Raw genomic sequence first — 17698 nt, 5'->3', positions numbered from 1 at the left:
TTCACCGGCTCGGATTACAATACCGACATTCCATAACCTCCTTGCGAGGCTGGAAATCCGGGCCGTAGATATCTGTCGCCTTTTAATCATTATTCTGCGTGAATACCGCGAATCCGGCCGCGTGCGGCCCGAGCGGTTTCTACCGGTTGAGCACTTTTGAAGACATTTGACCATTTGACCGTTGTCGGTCTGCGCGAGTGGGTGGCGCTCCCGGATTTGGGAGTCGCCGGCCTTCGGGCAAAAATCGACACCGGTGCCAGCACCTCAAGCCTCCACGCCACCGACATCGAGTTGTTCGAGCGCGATGGTGAGCAGTGGGTGCGATTTACCGCCCACCTGGGTTCCGTCGTACAACTTCGCCACCGACGCTGCGAAGCACCGCTGGTGACGATGAAAACCATTAAAAGCTCAAACGGTCACGCGCAGGTGCGATACGTGATCAGCACCACCCTGGCCCTCGGTGATCGGGTCTGGCGGGTCGAGTTCACGCTCGCCTGCCGCAAATCCATGCGTTATCGCCTGCTGCTCGGCTCCAAAGCCCTGATCCACGGCCAGTTGGTGGTCAATCCGGGCATCAAGTATGTACAAGACAAGCCGGTGTTCCCGGTATCTACCTCCTCCACAGGTGTTGCATGAAGATCGCTGTGCTGTCGCGGAACCCGCGTCTGTATTCCACCCGCCGCCTGGTTGAAGCCGGTACTGAACGCGGCCATGAAATGGTGGTGGTCGACACCCTGCGCGCCTACATGAACATCGCCAGCCACAAGCCGCAGATCCACTACCGCGGCAAGCCGCTGGAAGGTTTCGATGCGGTGATTCCACGGATCGGTGCGTCCGTGACCTTTTATGGCTGCGCCGTGCTGCGCCAGTTCGAAATGATGGGGGTGTTCCCGCTCAACGAATCGGTGGCCATTGCCCGCTCGCGGGACAAGCTGCGTTCGCTGCAATTGCTGTCCCGTCGCGGGATCGGCTTGCCGGTGACCGGCTTTGCCCACTCCCCCGATGACATTCCCGACCTGATCGAAATGGTCAACGGCGCGCCGCTGGTGATCAAGGTGCTGGAAGGCACCCAAGGCATCGGCGTGGTGCTGTGCGAAACCGCGACCGCCGCTGAATCGGTGATCGAGGCGTTCATGGGCCTCAAGCAGAACATCATGGTCCAGGAGTACATCAAGGAAGCCGGTGGTGCAGACATTCGCTGCTTCGTCGTCGGAGACAAGGTGATTGCGGCGATGAAGCGCCAGGCCAAACCCGGCGAGTTTCGCTCCAACCTGCATCGCGGCGGCAGCGCGAGCCTGATCAAGATCACGCCGGAAGAGCGCATGACGGCGTTGCGTGCAGCCAAGGTCATGGGGCTGGCGGTGGCGGGTGTGGACATCCTGCGCTCCAATCACGGGCCGCTGGTGATGGAAGTGAACTCGTCGCCGGGGCTGGAAGGGATCGAGACCACCACTGGCAAGAATGTGGCGGGGATCATCATTGAGCATCTGGAGAAGAATGGCGGGCCGAATATGACGCGGACCAAGGGTAAGGGTTAACCCTGTTTTTTGTGGCGGCTGGGAGGCCGCCTTCGCGGGCAAGTCGGATCGCCGCACCGCCGCTCCCACAGGGTTTTGGGTTGATAGCGATATTTCGGCTAGCCAAAATCACTGTGGGAGCGGCGGTGCGGCGATCCGACTTGCCCGCGAAGGGGCCATCAGCCCCACTGAAAAAATCAGGTTTTAAACCGCATCCCTCGGCAACATCAACCCCAACGGCAAGCGCACCCGCGCTTCCAGCCCACCACCGGTACGGTTGCGCAGTTCAACATTCCCGCCATGCATCGAAGCAATGCGCTTGACGATCGCCAGCCCCAACCCGGTGCCCTTCCCGCCCCGGGCACGATCACCACGGGTGAACGGGTTGAAGATTGCTTCCAGCTCCGACGGATCGATCCCGGCACCGCGGTCCATGACGCTCAGCACCACGTATGGTGCACTCACATCCCCAGACACATACGCCGCCACCTCCACACCGCTGCCGGCATGATGCAACGCATTGCCAATCAAGTTGTTCAGCAGTCGCTTCATCGACACACGACGCAACGGAAACGGCTGAATCGGCTCCAGGCGCAGCCGCACTTTCTCTTCATTCTGGTTATAGGGCGCCGCGACTTCGCGGACCAGGTCGCTCAGGTCAACCTCCTCCACCGACTCATCACGCCCGTCGCGAATGAACGCCAGGAACTGATCGAGAATCGCGTCCATGTCTTCGATATCGCGCACCATGTCGTCAGTCAGGTCGGTGCGATCGCCCATCAACTCCAGGGACAGACGCAAGCGGGTCAAGGGCGTGCGCAAATCATGGGAAACCCCGGCCAGCATCAGCTCACGCTCGCGACCGGCCTGCTCGACGTCTTCGGCCATCTGGTTGAAGGCGCGGTAAACCTCGGTCATCTCACTGGGCGTATCGCTGATTGGCAGGCGCACGCTGCGACCCTGACCGAGTTGCCGCGCGGCATACACCAGACGTTTCAAGGGCTGATTGAGTTGGCTGACGAAGATCCAGGCCGAAGCAGTGGAAAGCAGACCAATAGCAAGGAACCAGCCCAGTACATTCCAGATTTTCTGGCCGCGCAACGGATGGGGATACAGCGGTACTTTCAGCCAACCATCGCCCAGACTTGGCGCCCGAACCCACAGCGCCGGTGGCGAATGCATGCGCAGCCGGACTTCAGTGTCGGCACCCAGCTCCGCCTGCATCTGCCGCTGGTAGATCTCGCTGTAAGGCCAGTGTTGTTCGCCTTGGGGCACACCGGCACCCACCACCCGGATCAGGGTCGCGGCCTCGGCGATCTTGTCGCGGTTTTCTTCATCGGCAGCCCAATAGGCGCGCAACGTCAGGGCGACACCGTGGCTGTACTGGCGGTCCACCAGCACATCTTCGTTCATCAGCAGATAAACCAGGGTCAGCGCCTTGGAGAAGAGAACGACGATGAGCACCAGCCAAAGGGTGCGGGAGAAGAAGCTCTGGGGGAACCAAACGGGGGTTTTCATGGATAACCGTTAAACACTTGCAGGAAAGAGCGATGCTCGCATATTGCGGTTTGCGAGTCTGCGGACAGGATCGATTGATCCGGTGTCCGCATGACCCGCTCCTACACATCGCCAATCACTTGGTGGCGGTACCATCCGGAACAAACACATAACCCACGCCCCAGACAGTCTGGATGTAACGCGGTTTGGACGGATCGGGTTCGATCATCCGGCGCAGACGGGAAATCTGTACATCGATGGAACGCTCCAGGGCATCCCACTCGCGGCCACGGGCCAGGTTCATCAGTTTGTCGCGGGTCAGCGGCTGACGCGCGTTCATCACCAGGGCCTTGAGTACCGCGAACTCACCGGTGGTGAGCATATGCACTTCTTCGCCGCGCTTGAGCTCGCGGGTGGCCAGGGACAACTCGTAGTCACCGAAGGTCACGCTTTCGTCTTCGCTGCCCGGGGCACCTGGCACCGGAGCCGACTGGCGACGCAGTACCGCCTTGACGCGAGCCATCAGCTCATCCGGGTTGAACGGCTTGGCCAGGTAATCGTCGGCGCCCAGTTCCAGGCCCTTGATGCGGCTCAGCTCGTCGCCCTTGGCAGTGAGCATGATGATTGGAATCTGGTTGTTCGCGTTGCGCAGGCGGCGGCAGGCGGTCAGACCGTCTTCGCCGGGCAACATCAGGTCGAGGACGACCAGGTTGAACACTTCGCGTGCCAGCAGGCGATCCATTTGCTCGGTGTTCGGTACGGCGCGGGCGCGGTAGCCCTTGCTGACGAAAAAACGTTCCAGCAGGCTGCTCAGCCCCGGATCGTCGTCAACGATAAGAATTTTCTCGCCTTCAGCAGTTTGTGCAGTGCTGCTCATTGGATGCTCCTTTGATCTCGGCGCGCATTATGGCGTAGCTGCCGTTATACGCACCGTGTGCATTGTTAGCAGATTTTTCCTTTAGCGCCAGAAAACCGGCCATTGCACCGGCAACCCGTGATGCCCCCGAACGACAGAACGCTGGTTATAATGCGCGGCCTTTTGTGTCAGGCAACATCAGACAGGTACTACAGACAGACGCCACTTATTTTCATGGCGTCGGCAGTAATTGTTCGATTTCACGGGTCAACGGGATACCTTTTGATCCAGGTAGCGGCGCAGGCCAGGCCGCTCAACCAGACTCGCCGAGCCCTTATCCTTGAGCCTGCGAGCCTGCTTTCACAATTTGTCAGGTGGTTTTATGGACAGCATCAACAGCCGCATCGCCGAGGAACTCGGTGTACGCCCACAACAGGTCGAAGCGGCCGTCGCGCTACTCGATGAAGGCTCTACCGTTCCCTTCATCGCCCGTTACCGGAAAGAAGTGACCGGCAGCCTCGACGATACGCAATTGCGTCATCTGGAAGAGCGCCTGCGCTACCTGCGAGAACTCGACGAACGGCGCATCAGCATCCTTGCCAGCATCGAAGAGCAAGGCAAGCTGACCCCGCAACTTGAACGCGACATCAAGCTTGCCGACACCAAGACCCGTCTCGAAGACTTGTACCTGCCGTACAAGCAGAAGCGCCGCACCAAGGGCCAGATCGCCCTGGAAGCCGGCCTCGGCGAACTGGCCGACGGTTTGTTCAACGACCCGTCCCTGAGCCCGGAAACCGAAGCCGCACGTTTCATCGACGCTGAAAAAGGCGTGGCCGACGCGAAGGCAGCCCTCGAAGGCGCCAAGTACATCCTCATGGAGCGCTTCGCCGAAGACGCCGGCCTGCTGGACAAGCTGCGCAACTACCTCAAGCAGGAAGCCACCCTCAGTGCCCGCGTGATTGCCGGCAAGGAGGAGGAAGGCGCCAAGTTCCGCGACTACTTCGAGCACGACGAACCACTGAAAAGCATGCCGTCGCACCGCGCGTTGGCGATTTTCCGTGGCCGCAACGAAGGCATCCTCAGCTCCGCGCTGAAAGTCGGCGACGAACTGCCGGGCACCATGCACCCGTGCGAAGGCATGATCGGCCAGCATGTCGGCATCCAGAACCAGAACCGCGCCGCCGACAAATGGCTGGGCGAAGTGGTGCGCTGGACCTGGAAGGTCAAGCTCTACACCCATCTGGAAACCGACCTGCTGGGCGAGCTGCGCGATGGCGCGGAAACCGAAGCGATCAACGTCTTCGCCCACAACCTGCACGACCTGCTGCTGTCGGCCCCGGCCGGCCCGCGCGCCACTTTGGGCCTCGACCCTGGCCTGCGCACCGGCTGCAAGGTGGCGGTGGTTGATTCCACCGGCAAGCTGCTGGATCACGCCACGGTTTACCCGCACGTGCCGCACAACAAGTGGGACCAGACCATCGCGATCCTTGCCGCCCTGTGCGCCAAGCATTCGGTGGACCTGATCGCCATCGGCAACGGCACCGCCAGCCGTGAAACCGACAAGCTCGCCGCCGAGCTGATCAAAAAATATCCAGCGATGAAGATGACCAAGGTCATGGTGTCCGAGGCCGGTGCATCGGTTTACTCGGCATCTGAGCTGGCCTCCAAGGAATTCCCGGACCTCGACGTGTCGATCCGTGGTGCAGTGTCGATTGCCCGTCGCCTGCAGGATCCGCTGGCTGAGCTGGTGAAGATCGATCCGAAATCCATCGGCGTCGGCCAGTACCAGCACGACGTGTCGCAGCTGAAACTGGCCCGAGGCCTGGATGCAGTGGTCGAGGACTGCGTGAACGCCGTCGGCGTCGACGTGAACACCGCTTCCGTGGCGTTGCTGGCACGGATTTCCGGACTCAACGCGACCCTGGCGCAGAACATCGTCAGCCACCGCGACGAGCACGGTGCGTTCAAGACCCGCGCTGCGCTGAAGAAAGTCGCGCGCCTGGGTGAAAAAACCTTCGAACAGGCCGCCGGATTCCTGCGCGTGATGAACGGAGACAATCCCCTGGACGCCTCCGCGGTACACCCGGAAGCCTATCCACTCGTGCAGCGTATCGCCGCCGAGACCGATCGCGATATTCGTTCGTTGATTGGCGACAGTGGCTTCCTCAAGCGCCTGGACCCGAAAAAATTCACCGACGAAACTTTCGGTCTGCCAACTGTCACCGACATCCTTCAGGAACTGGATAAGCCCGGCCGCGACCCGCGCCCCGAGTTCAAGACCGCCGAGTTCCAGGAAGGCGTCGAAGACCTCAAGGACCTGCAACTGGGCATGATCCTCGAAGGCGTGGTGACCAACGTGACCAACTTCGGTGCCTTCGTCGATATCGGCGTGCATCAGGACGGTTTGGTGCATATCTCCGCGCTTTCGGAGAAGTTCATCAAGGATCCGCGCGAAGCGGTGAAGGCCGGTGACGTGGTGAAAGTGAAGGTCATGGAAGTCGACATCCCGCGCAAACGCGTTGGCCTGTCGATGCGCATGAGCGATACCCCGGGCGAGAAAATCGACGGCGCTCGCGGTGCGCGTCCGGGGTCGGCGCCCCGCCAATCCCAGAACACTGCACCGCGCAAGGAAACCACGGCGGCAGCACCGAGCAACAACGCCATGGCTTCGCTGTTCGCCAATGCCAAGCAGTTGAAGAAACGCTGATGGACATTCCCGCCGGGCTGACCGAAAGCGCGTTTTTCAAGCTGCTCGGCTGCCGCTTGCACAGTCTGGAAACCGGGGTGGCGCAAGTCGCCCTGGCGCTGGAGCCCGAGCTGCGCAATCGCGGCGGCAAGCTCCACGGCGGGGCCTTGTTCAGCCTGGTGGACATTGCCATGGGGCTGGCCTGTTCCAGCACCCACGGCTTTGACCAGCAGAGCGCGACCATCGAGTGCAAGATCAACTACATCCGCGCCGTATCCGAAGGCGAGGTGATGTGCACGGCGCGGGTGATCCACCCGGGTCGCCGCACATTGGTGGTCGAAGCCGATGTGATTCAGGGCGACAAACTGGTCGCAAAAGCACAAGGCACGTTCGCTGTCCTGTAGCTAGATCTCATCGATTTGAGTTAATTTCAGCGCAACGCAAACTGTGGGAGCGGGCTTGCTCGCGAATGCAGTCTGTCAGTTGACATCTCTATCGACTGACACGACCCCTTCGCGAGCAAGCCCGCTCCCACAATGATTGCGGCGAGTTCCAAAACCAGGCGAAAACGCCAGTTTTAACTTCACCCTTGTAGACCGTCTTGCCCACCCCCATATTGGGGCGACTGACGCGTGAAGGAATCCAACTTGAGCGAACTTCTCAACCGCCGCCTGGCCCTGCTCGGCGAGCGCGCTAACCTCTCTCTGCTCGAACAGTGCCTTCACGGCATCGAACGTGAATGCCTGCGCGTGACCGGCGAAGGTCGCCTGGCGCAAACGCCGCACCCGGAAGAATTGGGTTCCGCGCTGACCAACGAACAGATCACCACCGACTACTCCGAGTCGCTGCTGGAGTTCATCACTCCGGCCCTGCCCGACCCGGCGGACACCTTGGCGAGCCTGGACAGCATTCACCGTTTTGCCTACAGCAAGCTCGGCAACGAGTACCTGTGGAGCCCATCGATGCCGTGCCCCTTGCCGGCCGAGGAAGACATCCCGATCGCCTATTACGGCACGTCCAATATCGGGCAGCTCAAGTACGTGTATCGCAAGGGCCTGGCCCTGCGTTACGGCAAGACCATGCAATGCATTGCCGGCATCCACTACAACTTCTCCCTGCCGGAAAAACTCTGGCCGCTGCTCAGGCAGGCCGAAGGCTTTGTCGGCAGCGACCGTGATTTCCAGTCGTCGTCCTACATCGCGCTGATCCGCAACTTCCGCCGCTACAGCTGGTTGCTGATGTACCTGTTCGGTGCGTCGCCAGCGCTGGATGCCGGCTTCCTGCGCGGCCGTTCGCACCAGTTGGAACAACTGGACCCGCACACTTTGTACCTGCCGTACGCCACCAGCCTGCGCATGAGCGACCTGGGTTACCAGAGCAACGCCCAGGCCGGCCTGACGCCGTGCTACAACGATCTGAACAGCTACACCGACAGCCTGCGCAAAGCGGTGGCCACGCCGTATGCGCCGTACGTCGAAGTCGGCACCCACCAGGATGGCGAGTGGGTGCAGCTCAACACCAACATCCTGCAGATCGAAAACGAGTACTACTCCAACATCCGCCCGAAACGCGTGACCTACACCGGCGAGCGGCCGATCCAGGCGCTGATGGCCCGGGGCATCCAGTACGTCGAAGTACGCTGCCTGGACATCAACCCCTTCCTGCCGATGGGCATCGACCTTACCGAGTCGCGCTTCCTCGATGCGTTCCTGCTGTACTGCGCGCTCAACGACAGCCCGCTGCTGACCAACACCAGCTGCGGCAACGCGACCTCGAACTTCCTCAGCGTGGTCAAGGAGGGTCGTCGTCCTGGCCTGCAACTGCAACGCGACGGTCAGCCGGTTGATCTGAAGGAATGGGCCGGTGAGCTGCTGGAAAAAATCGCTCCGCTGGCGGCGATGCTCGACCAGAGCCATGGCGGCGATGCCCACAGCAAGGCGCTGGACGCCCAGATGGCCAAGGTCCGGGACCCGTCCCTGACGCCGTCGGCACAAGTGTTGGCGGCGATGGCCGAACACAAGGAGAGCTTTGCCCAGTTCTCGCTGCGCCAAAGCCAGGCGCATGCCGAGTTCTTCCGCAGCGAGCCGTTGGCGGCTGAAGAACAAGCGCAGTTTGAAGAGCGGGCGCGTTCATCGCTGGCTCAACAGGCTGAGCTGGAGCAGAACGAGGTCGGTGATTTCGATGTGTTTGTCGGGGCGTACCAGGCGAGCATTCTGGCAATCAGCAACTGAAGGTCCTTCGGACCTTATCGCGAGCAAGCTCGCTCCCACAGGGTTCAGTGGTGTTTGCACGATTGTGCTCACACCGAAGATCCACTGTGGGAGCGAGCTTGCTCGCGATGACCGCGTAGCGGTCGCTCCTCAAGTTTTCCTCACATAAGCTCATTCGAAAAAGTTATTTATTTTTTAATTCTTAGATCATTTAGTCTCTTTTTCACGCCGACATTCGGTCGCCTGACAAGGAGCTTTCTGATGAAACTGACTTTCCCTCTACGCTTGCTGGCGGCCGCAACTCTGGCTACCGCGACTTTCTTTGCCCAGGCGGCCGACGTCACCATCGCCTACCAGACCACCGTTGACCCGGCGAAAGTCGCCCAGGCCGATGGCGCTTACGAAAAAGCCACCAAGGCCGATATCAGCTGGCGCAAATTCGACAACGGTGCCGATATCATCGCCGCCATCGCCTCCGGCGACGTGCAGATCGGCTACCTCGGCTCCAGCCCGCTGACCGCTGCAATCACTCGCAAAGTCCCGGTGGAAACCTTCCTCATCGCCACCCAGATCGGCGCTGCCGAAGCCTTGGTCGCCCGCGACGGCTCCGGGATCAAGACCCCGCAAGACCTGATCGGCAAGAAAATCGCCGTGCCGTTTGTATCCACCGGCCACTACAGCCTGCTCGCTGCACTGAAGCACTGGAACATCGATCCCTCGAAAGTCACCGTTCTCAACCTGGCGCCACCGGCGATCATCGCCGCCTGGAAGCGCGGTGACATCGACGCCACTTACGTCTGGGACCCGGCCCTCGGCGTGGCCAAGGAAAACGGCAAGGTACTGATCACCTCCGGTGAACTGGCCAAGTTCGGTGCTCCGACTTTCGATGCCTGGATCGTGCGCAAGGATTTCGCCGAGAAGCATCCGCAGATCGTCTCCGCGTTCGCCAAAGTCACCCTCGACGCCTACGCCGACTACCGCAAAGACCCAAAAGCCTGGCTCGCCAACCAGGGCAACGTCGACAAGCTTGTAAAACTGTCCGGCGCCAAGGCCAACGATATTCCGCTGCTGCTGCAAGGCAACGTCTACCCGCTGGCGGCTGACCAGGTGCTCACCCTCGGCGCGCCGACCACCAAAGCCATCACCGACACCGCGGCGTTCCTCAAGGAGCAAGGCAAGGTCGAGGCGGTGCTGCCGGACTACGCGCCGTACGTCAGCGCCAAGTTCATCACCAATTGATCGGGAGTTGACTGCGATGGCTTTGCTACAGCTGGAGCGTATCAGCGCACAGTACCCCGGCAACCCGGAACCGGTGTTGGCGGATATCTCCCTGAGCCTGGGCCCCCGGCAACTGCTGGTCGCCCTCGGCCCGTCCGGCAGTGGCAAGACTTCGCTGTTGAACCTGATTGCCGGTTTCGTCGAACCCAGCGCCGGGCGCATCACCCTCGACGGCGTGCCCGTCAGAGGCCCGAGCGCCGAGCGCGGCGTGGTGTTTCAGGACGACGCGCTGCTGCCCTGGCAAGACGTGCTGGCCAACGTCGGTTTCGGCCTGGAGCTGGCCGGTATCGCCCGGGACAAACGCGAAGCTCGCGCCCGGGAAATGCTCGCCCTGGTCGATCTTTCCGGCTTTGAACAACGCCGCATCTGGCAGCTTTCGGGCGGCCAGAAACAGCGTGTCGGCCTGGCCCGCGCGCTCGCCGCCGACCCGCGCATGTTGCTGATGGACGAACCTTTCGGCGCCCTGGATGCCTTCACCCGCGAGCAGATGCAGGAGCTGTTGCTGCAAGTCTGGCAACGCACCGCCAAGCCGGTGTTCCTGATTACCCACGACATCGAAGAAGCCGTATTCCTCGCCACCGACCTGATTCTGTTGGCGCCGAACCCGGGGCAAATCGTCGAGCGCCTGAGCCTCGACTTCGGTCAGCGTTACGCCGCCGGTGAGTCGGCCCGCTCAATCAAATCCGACCCGCGTTTTATCGAAACCCGCGAACACGTACTCGCCAAAGTGTTCTCCCAACGCAGCACCGCCCAGCGGCAGGAGCGCGCATGAGCAGTTACGAAATTCCCGTCGCCGCGATAAAGCCAGGCACTCCCGTGCCTGCGGCACGACGCAGCTTGAGCACTCGCTGGATCAGCGTGCTGACACTGGCCGCGCTCATTGTCATTTGGTGGGCCGTGACGGCGACCGGTTTGATCGAGCCGCTGTTCCTGCCGCCACCTTCCGCCGTGCTGCAAAAAGGCTGGCTGCTGGCGACCTCGGGTTACATGGACTCAACCCTGTGGCAGCACCTCGGCGCGAGTCTGAGCCGCATCGGCCTGGGCCTCGGCTTTGCGATTCTCACCGCCGTGCCGGTGGGCATCGCTATCGGCGCCAATCGTATCGCCCGTGGCGTGCTGGACCCGCTGATCGAGTTCTACCGGCCCATTCCACCGCTGGCCTACCTGCCGCTGATTGTGATCTGGTGCGGTATCGGCGAACTGTCGAAAGTGCTGCTGATCTACCTGGCGATCTTCGCCCCGATTGCCATCGCCACCGCCACCGGCGTGCGCACGGTCGACCCGGCCAAATTGCGTGCCGCGCAGTCGTTGGGTGCCACTCGCGCACAGTTGATCCGCCACGTGATTTTGCCGAGTGCCTTGCCGGACATTCTGACCGGGGTACGCATTGGCCTTGGTGTCGGCTGGTCAACCCTGGTCGCCGCCGAATTGATCGCCGCCACCAGCGGTCTTGGCTTTATGGTGCAGTCCGCCGCGCAGTTCCTGGTCACCGATGTGGTGGTGCTGGGGATCTTGGTGATTGCGCTGATCGCCTTCACGATGGAGCTGGGCCTGCGCGCCCTGCAACGCAAACTGGTGCCGTGGCACGGCCAGGCCCACTGAAATCATAAATGTGGGAGCGGGCTGGCTCGCGAATGCAGAGTGTCAGGCAACATTATTAAGACTGACACACCGCTTTCGCGAGCAAGCCCGCTCCCACAAAAAGCGCACCCGAATTCAAGAGAAACACCATGAGCGAGTTGACCATCACCCCTTTAAGCTTGGCCCTCGGCGCACAAATCAGCGGCGTCGACATCAGCCAGCCGCTGAGCGCGGAACAACGCGACGCCATCGAGCAGGCCCTGCTCAAACATCAAGTCCTGTTCTTTCGCGACCAGCCGATCACGCCACAGCAACAGGCGCGATTCGCCGCGAATTTCGGCGATCTGCACATTCACCCGATCTACCCCAATGTGCCGGAACAACCGGAAGTGCTGGTCCTCGACACCGCCGTCACCGACGTGCGCGATAACGCGATCTGGCACACCGACGTGACCTTCCTGCCGACCCCAGCCATGGGCGCTGTGCTCAGCGCCAAGCTGCTGCCGGAGTTTGGCGGCGACACCTTGTGGGCCAGCGGAATTGCCGCGTATGAAGCCCTGTCGGCACCGGTAAAAACCTTGCTCGAAGGCCTGACTGCCACCCACGATTTCACCCGTTCGTTCCCGCTGGAGCGCTATGGCAACACGCCCGAAGCGTTGGCCCAGTGGGAGGAAGCACGGCGCAAGAATCCGCCGCTGTCACACCCGGTGATCCGCACGCACCCGGTGAGCGGGCGGCGTTCGCTGTTCGTCAACGAAGGCTTCACCTCGAAGATCAACGAATTGTCGGAAACCGAAAGCGAGGCGATTCTGAAGTTTCTGTTTGCCCACGCCACGCGGCCTGAATTCACCATTCGCTGGCGCTGGCAGCAGGACGACATTGCGTTCTGGGACAACCGCGTGACCCAGCATTACGCGGTGGATGATTACCGGCCGGCGCGGCGGGTGATGCAGCGGGCGACGGTGTTGGGGGATGTGCCGTTTTTTCGGTAAATACCTGATTTCTTTATTGACTGGTCTGCCCCCTTCGCGAGCAGGCTCGCTCCCACATTGGATCTGTGTCAAGCACATACCCCGTGGGAGCGAGCCTGCTCGCGAAGAGGCCGGAACAGACACCAGAAAACCCGGGATTCGACTAAGTGCTGAAACGTTTCACAGAAATTTAATCTGCCTGGAGAATTCAACAAAAAAGCGACAGACTTGCGTGATCCGGGCCGACAGGAACACAGTCGCCAAAGCAACGAAGACGCGATAACGATCGCAAGGATGGAAGAAGCCATGCACACCACCATCATCATCACCTTCGGCCTGGTCCTGCTCGCGATGATGCTGTTCATCGGCGAGAAAATCGGCTTCAGCCGCCAGACACTCACCTACAGTTTCGTGATCCTGTGGCTGGCGCTGACGGTGATCAACGGCGCCATCGGCGTGGTGACCGCCGGCCAGTCGTTGAGTACGGAACTGGGGATCGGCACGATGGTGTTCAGCATCCCCGTGGCGGCGCTGGTCTTGTTCATGGTGCTGAGCGCCGAGAGCTAAAAGCCCCGGCGCCCTGCCCGTAATCAACGCACCAGATGCAGGAACTGCATGTGCCGCTCGTACTGGTCGAGGATGTCGTTGATGATCTGCTCCTTGGTGTAGCCCACCAGGTCGTAGTCCTGGCTGCCCTCGCTCAAATGCACTTCGGCCCGGTAGTAACGGCGATTGTTGAGTTGCTTGGAACCCATGCCGCCACGGGCAAACGAAGGCGTGAAATAGCCGCGCATCTGCACCTGATAAACGAACGGATGCTGATCGCCGTGGCCGATTTCCAGGCTGACGCTGTCATGGGCCGGGTCCGGGTGCATGACCACGTGCAGCCCCTTTTCGCGAAACACCGCCGACACTTCCTCAATGGCCGGGCGCACCGTCGTATCGAGGAAGCGATAAACCTCGTCCCGCGACGGGAAATGCACAGCCTGACTCAGGCGTTGCCGCCAGCCGCCCTTGCCACGCCGAGAACCCGAGACCGGTGCCAACGAATGCATCTGCGCAATCTGCTTCTGCGACTCCAGATAAAACGCCTTGTGCAGCCCCCACATCATCAACAGCAAGATCAGCGAGAACGGCAACGAAGTCAGGACCACCGCCGACTTCAACGCATCGATGCTGCCGGAAAACAGCAGCGCGCTGGTCACCAGTGCGGTCATTGCGCCCCAGAACACCCGCAGCCATTTCGGCCCGTCTTCATCGGGATTGCCACCCTTGGCGGACAGTGTCGACAGCACCACGGTGCCGGAGTCGGCGGAGGTGACGAAGAACACAAAGCTGATGAACACCGTCACCGCGATGACGGTTTTGCTCCACGGGTAGGTTTCCAGCAGCAGGTAGAGCGTCATCGACGGATTGTCGATAGCCGACATGCCAAGCGCGCTCATGCCGTGGTTGAGCACTTGATCGATGGCGCTGTTGCCGAAGATCGACATCCACGCCAGGGTGAAGCCGAGCGGAATCAGCAGCACGCCGAAGACGAATTCGCGGATGGTGCGGCCACGGGAAATCCGCGCGATGAACAAGCCCACGAACGGCGACCATGCGATCCACCAGGCCCAATAGAACACCGTCCAGCCGCCCAGCCAGTCGCTGGGATTGTCGTAGGCGTAGAGGTCGAAACTCTTCATCGGCAAGGCGCCGAGGTAATCGCCGAGGTTCTGGATCAGGGTGTTGAGCAAGTGCTGCGTGGGCCCGGCAAACAACACGAACAGCAACAGCGCACAGGCCAGCAGCATGTTGATGTCGGACATGACCCGCACGCCCTTGTCGACGCCCGACACCGCAACGATGATCGCCGCGCCCATCATCAGGGTGATCAGGCCGACCTGAACCCACTGGGTGTGAGCGATGCCGAACAGGTAGTCCAGGCCCGAATTGAGGTGCAACACACCAAAGCCCATGTCGGCACCAAGGCCGAACACCGTGGCGATGATGCCGAAGCCATCCACCGCGTAGCCGATGGGGCCATTGATGCGCTTGCCGATCAGCGGATACAGCGCCGAGCGCAGGGCCAGCGGCAAGTTGTGGCGATAGGCGAAATAGGCCAGCGCCATACCGACAAAGGCGAACACACCCCAGCCATGCAAACCCCAGTGCAAAAACAGAATCTGCATCGCCTGACGCGCCGCGTCCGCCGTGCCAGCCTCGCCTTGCGGCGGTTGCAGCATGTGGGTCAGCGGTTCGGACACGCAAAAGAAAAACAGGGTGATGCTGATCCCCGCGGCGAACAGCATGCCGGCCCATGACAAATAGCTGAATTCGGGCTCGTCGTGGTCGGCACCGAGCTTGATCTTGCCGTAGCCAGACAAGGCGGTGACCACCACGAAGACCAGATACAGCGTCATCGCCAACAGGTAATACCAGCCGACCGTGTTGGCCGCCCAGTTTTGCGCCGCCAGCAACCAGGCACCGGCCTGCTCGGGCATGGCAATGACAACGACACCAAACAACAGAATGAAACTCGCCGAGAACCAGAACACCGGCGGATTCATGCGGACCAGGCCGCTTGGAGGGATGGACGATGCACTCATGTACGGTGCACCTCGAAGGGGTAAAACGTGGCTGTAGAAATCGGACTCAGCAAAGGCAAGCCTCCTGTTGTGAGCGGGCAGCGAACCGCCGGTTTAACTTGAATGAACGTTCAAGTTAAACATGGATAGGGGGCTAAGGACTAATCGCAGGGCTCGGCGGTAGTGTTAATACGCTAGCTCAAGGGAGGATCTGGTGCGGGATTGGCGACTCGATTCGACTTGAAATCCAATCGCGGGCAAGCCCGCTCCCACAGGGTTCTTGGTCGGCCACAACATTGTGGGCACCAGAGATCCATTGTGGGAGCGAGCCTGCTCGCGAAGAGGCCAGTACAGTCAGCGAAGATTCAGGAGGCTACTTCTGCGCCCCATCTTCATGCTGCAGATTCGCCTGGGTCAGGTTGCTGCCCGCCGGCACGCTGCGGGTCAGCCAGACGTTGCCGCCAATAGTCGAACCCTGGCCGATGGTGATCCGCCCCAAAATCGTCGCCCCGGCATAAATCACCACGTCATCCTCGACAATCGGATGCCGAGGCTGGCCTTTCTGCAACTGACCGTCTTCGTCCGCCGGGAAACGCTTGGCGCCCAGGGTCACGGCCTGATAAATCCGCACGCGCTCGCCGATGATCGCGGTTTCGCCGATCACCACGCCGGTGCCGTGGTCGATGAAGAAACTGCGGCCGATCTGCGCGCCGGGGTGAATGTCGATGCCCGTGGCCGAGTGGGCGATTTCCGCGCTGATACGCGCCAGCAACGGCAGCCCGGCACGGTACAAATGGTGGGCCAGCCGATGGTGAATCACCGCCAGGATCCCCGGGTAGCACAACAGCACTTCATCGACACTGCGCGCCGCCGGGTCGCCGTGATAGGCCGCCAGTACGTCGGTGTCCAGCAGGCTGCGCAAGCCCGGCAGGGCGAGGGCGAAGTCCTGGATGATCTGGATGGTCTTGGCTTCGACTTCGGTATCGGCCTGGGCACCGTGGCGCGCGGCATAGCGCAATTCGAGTCGCGCCTGGGCCAACAACGCATTCAACGCCACATCCAGCGTGTGGCCGACGTAGAAATCTTCACTCTCTTCGCGCAGGTCAACCGGCCCCAGGCGCATCGGGAACAGCGCACCGCACAAGGCTTCGAGAATCTCTGCCATGGCCGCCCGGGAGGGCAACTCGCGACCGCCCTGCTCGGTACTGGCCCGGCCATTTTGCGCTCGCCACTGCTCACGCGCGGTGCGCAGTTGGCTGACGATGGTCTGCAATTGCCAATGGCTGGAACGCTCACTCACGGTAAAAACTCCTCACGGGCGACCGGACTGTCTGGCCGCACTGACGGCGATTACTTTACGGCAAGGGCAGCGGGGCAAATTAAGAACCAATAATGCTGTGCTCATTACGATTAGCTATAAGCAATTGACGGTTGCCCAGCCTTTTTCGCGTGCCTATAGTCCTGAGATCTTCCACGGCCAGTACGGACCCATGATCAAACAACAGCTTGCCCGCTTTAACCGCCTCGACCTGCTCGGTCAACCCACCGCCCTGGAAAAACTCGAACGCCTGTCGACCTGGCTGGGTCGCGACCTGTACGTCAAACGCGATGACCTGACGCCGCTGGCAATGGGCGGCAACAAGCTGCGCAAACTCGAATACCTGGCCGCCGATGCGCTGGCCCAGGGCGCCGACACCTTGATCACCGCCGGCGCGCTGCAATCGAACCACGTGCGCCAGACGGCCGCCATTGCGGCGAAACTGGGTTTGGGCTGCGTAGCTCTTCTGGAAAACCCCCTCGGCACCGATGACAACAATTACACCGGCAACGGCAACCGCCTGCTGCTCGACCTGTTCGATGCCAAGGTCGAACTGGTGGAAAACCTCGATAACGCCGACGAACAACTGCAGGCCCTGGCCGACAGACTGCGCAGCAACGGCAAGAAGCCGTACCTGGTGCCGATCGGAGGCTCCAACGCGCTGGGCGCACTCGGCTACGTACGTGCCGGGCTGGAACTGGCCGAACAGATAAAGAACACCGGCCTGACGTTCGCCGCCGTGGTCCTGGCCTCGGGCAGTGCCGGTACCCACAGCGGTCTGGCACTGGCCTTGAGTGAAGCACTGCCGGAGCTGCCAGTGATCGGCGTGACGGTCTCACGCAGCGATGAAGACCAGCGGCCAAAGGTTCAAGGTTTGGCTGAACGCACTGCCGAACTGCTGGGCGTGGACCTGCCGGACGCGTTCAAGGTTGAGCTGTGGGATGAATACTTCGCCCCACGTTATGGCGAGCCGAATGCCGGAACACTGGCAGCGGTGAAGCTGCTGGCGAGTCAGGAAGGCTTGCTGCTGGACCCGGTCTACACTGGCAAGGCCATGGCGGGCCTGCTGGACGGGATCGGGCGTCAGCGTTTCGACGAAGGTCCGATCATCTTCCTGCACACTGGCGGGGCGCCGGCGTTGTTTGCCTATAAGGATTTTCTGTAACCGATTCGGAAGATCAAGAGATCGCAGCCTGCGGCAGCTCCTACAGGTG

The 17698-nt window shown here is 61.2% G+C and carries 15 protein-coding genes; 11 read left to right on the top strand and 4 right to left on the bottom strand.

Features of this window, described 5'->3' with window-relative positions; translation table 11 throughout:
• Positions 1-156 precede the first annotated feature (156 nt).
• A complete protein-coding gene (gene rimB, locus ACXX83_RS25825) occupies positions 157-636 on the top strand; it encodes a retropepsin-like aspartic endopeptidase RimB (RefSeq protein ID WP_007972870.1) in 480 nt (159 codons plus the stop codon).
• Positions 633-1538, top strand: a complete 906-nt coding sequence (gene rimK, locus ACXX83_RS25820) for a 30S ribosomal protein S6--L-glutamate ligase (RefSeq protein ID WP_007972871.1) — start codon at positions 633-635, stop codon at positions 1536-1538. Before rimB ends, rimK begins: the two co-directional genes overlap by 4 nt.
• Positions 1539-1721: 183 nt before the next feature.
• Here rimK and ACXX83_RS25815 read toward each other — a convergent pair whose 3' ends face one another.
• Positions 1722-3035, bottom strand: coding sequence for an ATP-binding protein (locus tag ACXX83_RS25815; protein WP_015093020.1), 1314 nt, complete (start codon positions 3033-3035; stop codon positions 1722-1724).
• Positions 3036-3150: 115 nt separating this feature from the next.
• On the bottom strand, positions 3151-3891 hold the full coding sequence (gene ompR, locus ACXX83_RS25810; protein ID WP_007972873.1) for an osmolarity response regulator transcription factor OmpR: 741 nt from the start codon (positions 3889-3891) through the stop codon (positions 3151-3153).
• 361 nt (positions 3892-4252) lie between these two features.
• On the opposite strand from ompR, the gene ACXX83_RS25805 reads away from it, so the two are divergent.
• From ACXX83_RS25805 to ACXX83_RS25770, 8 genes are all read left to right on the top strand, one after another.
• Complete coding sequence (locus tag ACXX83_RS25805) at positions 4253-6577, top strand: Tex family protein (protein WP_095964510.1); 2325 nt, start codon at positions 4253-4255, stop codon at positions 6575-6577.
• On the top strand, positions 6577-6960 hold the full coding sequence (locus ACXX83_RS25800; RefSeq protein ID WP_458549963.1) for a PaaI family thioesterase: 384 nt from the start codon (positions 6577-6579) through the stop codon (positions 6958-6960). The genes ACXX83_RS25805 and ACXX83_RS25800 overlap by 1 nt, the downstream gene beginning before the upstream one ends.
• A 243-nt stretch (positions 6961-7203) precedes the next feature.
• Positions 7204-8787, top strand: coding sequence for a glutamate--cysteine ligase (gene gshA, locus ACXX83_RS25795; RefSeq protein ID WP_217836876.1), 1584 nt, complete (start codon positions 7204-7206; stop codon positions 8785-8787).
• A 240-nt stretch (positions 8788-9027) separates the two neighbouring features.
• On the top strand, positions 9028-10005 hold the full coding sequence (tauA, locus tag ACXX83_RS25790) for a taurine ABC transporter substrate-binding protein (RefSeq protein ID WP_458549962.1): 978 nt from the start codon (positions 9028-9030) through the stop codon (positions 10003-10005).
• A 16-nt stretch (positions 10006-10021) separates the two neighbouring features.
• Complete coding sequence (gene tauB / locus ACXX83_RS25785; RefSeq protein ID WP_458549961.1) at positions 10022-10816, top strand: taurine ABC transporter ATP-binding subunit; 795 nt, start codon at positions 10022-10024, stop codon at positions 10814-10816.
• Positions 10813-11646 (top strand): taurine ABC transporter permease TauC, encoded by an 834-nt coding sequence (gene tauC / locus ACXX83_RS25780; RefSeq protein ID WP_458549960.1) that lies wholly within the window; start codon positions 10813-10815, stop codon positions 11644-11646. The genes tauB and tauC overlap by 4 nt, the downstream gene beginning before the upstream one ends.
• Before the next feature lie 128 nt (positions 11647-11774).
• Positions 11775-12617, top strand: coding sequence for a taurine dioxygenase (tauD, locus tag ACXX83_RS25775; RefSeq protein ID WP_217836873.1), 843 nt, complete (start codon positions 11775-11777; stop codon positions 12615-12617).
• 285 nt (positions 12618-12902) lie between these two features.
• The gene (locus ACXX83_RS25770) at positions 12903-13163 is read left to right on the top strand and encodes a hypothetical protein (RefSeq protein ID WP_218475651.1); all 261 of its coding nucleotides are present in this window, start codon (positions 12903-12905) and stop codon (positions 13161-13163) included.
• Between the two features lie 23 nt (positions 13164-13186).
• On the opposite strand, the gene betT is transcribed toward ACXX83_RS25770, so the two are convergent.
• Both betT and epsC read right to left on the bottom strand, forming a co-directional pair.
• A complete protein-coding gene (gene betT / locus ACXX83_RS25765) occupies positions 13187-15148 on the bottom strand; it encodes a choline transporter BetT (protein ID WP_458550230.1) in 1962 nt (653 codons plus the stop codon).
• Positions 15149-15539: 391 nt separating this feature from the next.
• Positions 15540-16466, bottom strand: a complete 927-nt coding sequence (gene epsC, locus ACXX83_RS25760) for a serine O-acetyltransferase EpsC (protein ID WP_126048604.1) — start codon at positions 16464-16466, stop codon at positions 15540-15542.
• Between the two features lie 190 nt (positions 16467-16656).
• Here epsC and ACXX83_RS25755 point away from each other — a divergent pair, with 190 nt between their 5' ends.
• The gene (locus ACXX83_RS25755) at positions 16657-17649 is read left to right on the top strand and encodes a D-cysteine desulfhydrase (RefSeq protein ID WP_458549959.1); all 993 of its coding nucleotides are present in this window, start codon (positions 16657-16659) and stop codon (positions 17647-17649) included.
• The last annotated feature ends 49 nt before the right edge of the window (positions 17650-17698 follow it).

This window comes from Pseudomonas sp. GNP012 (genome assembly GCF_054343835.1).
Note: the sequence above shows the minus strand (reverse complement) of the source record. Positions and strands in the feature narration are given on the sequence as shown.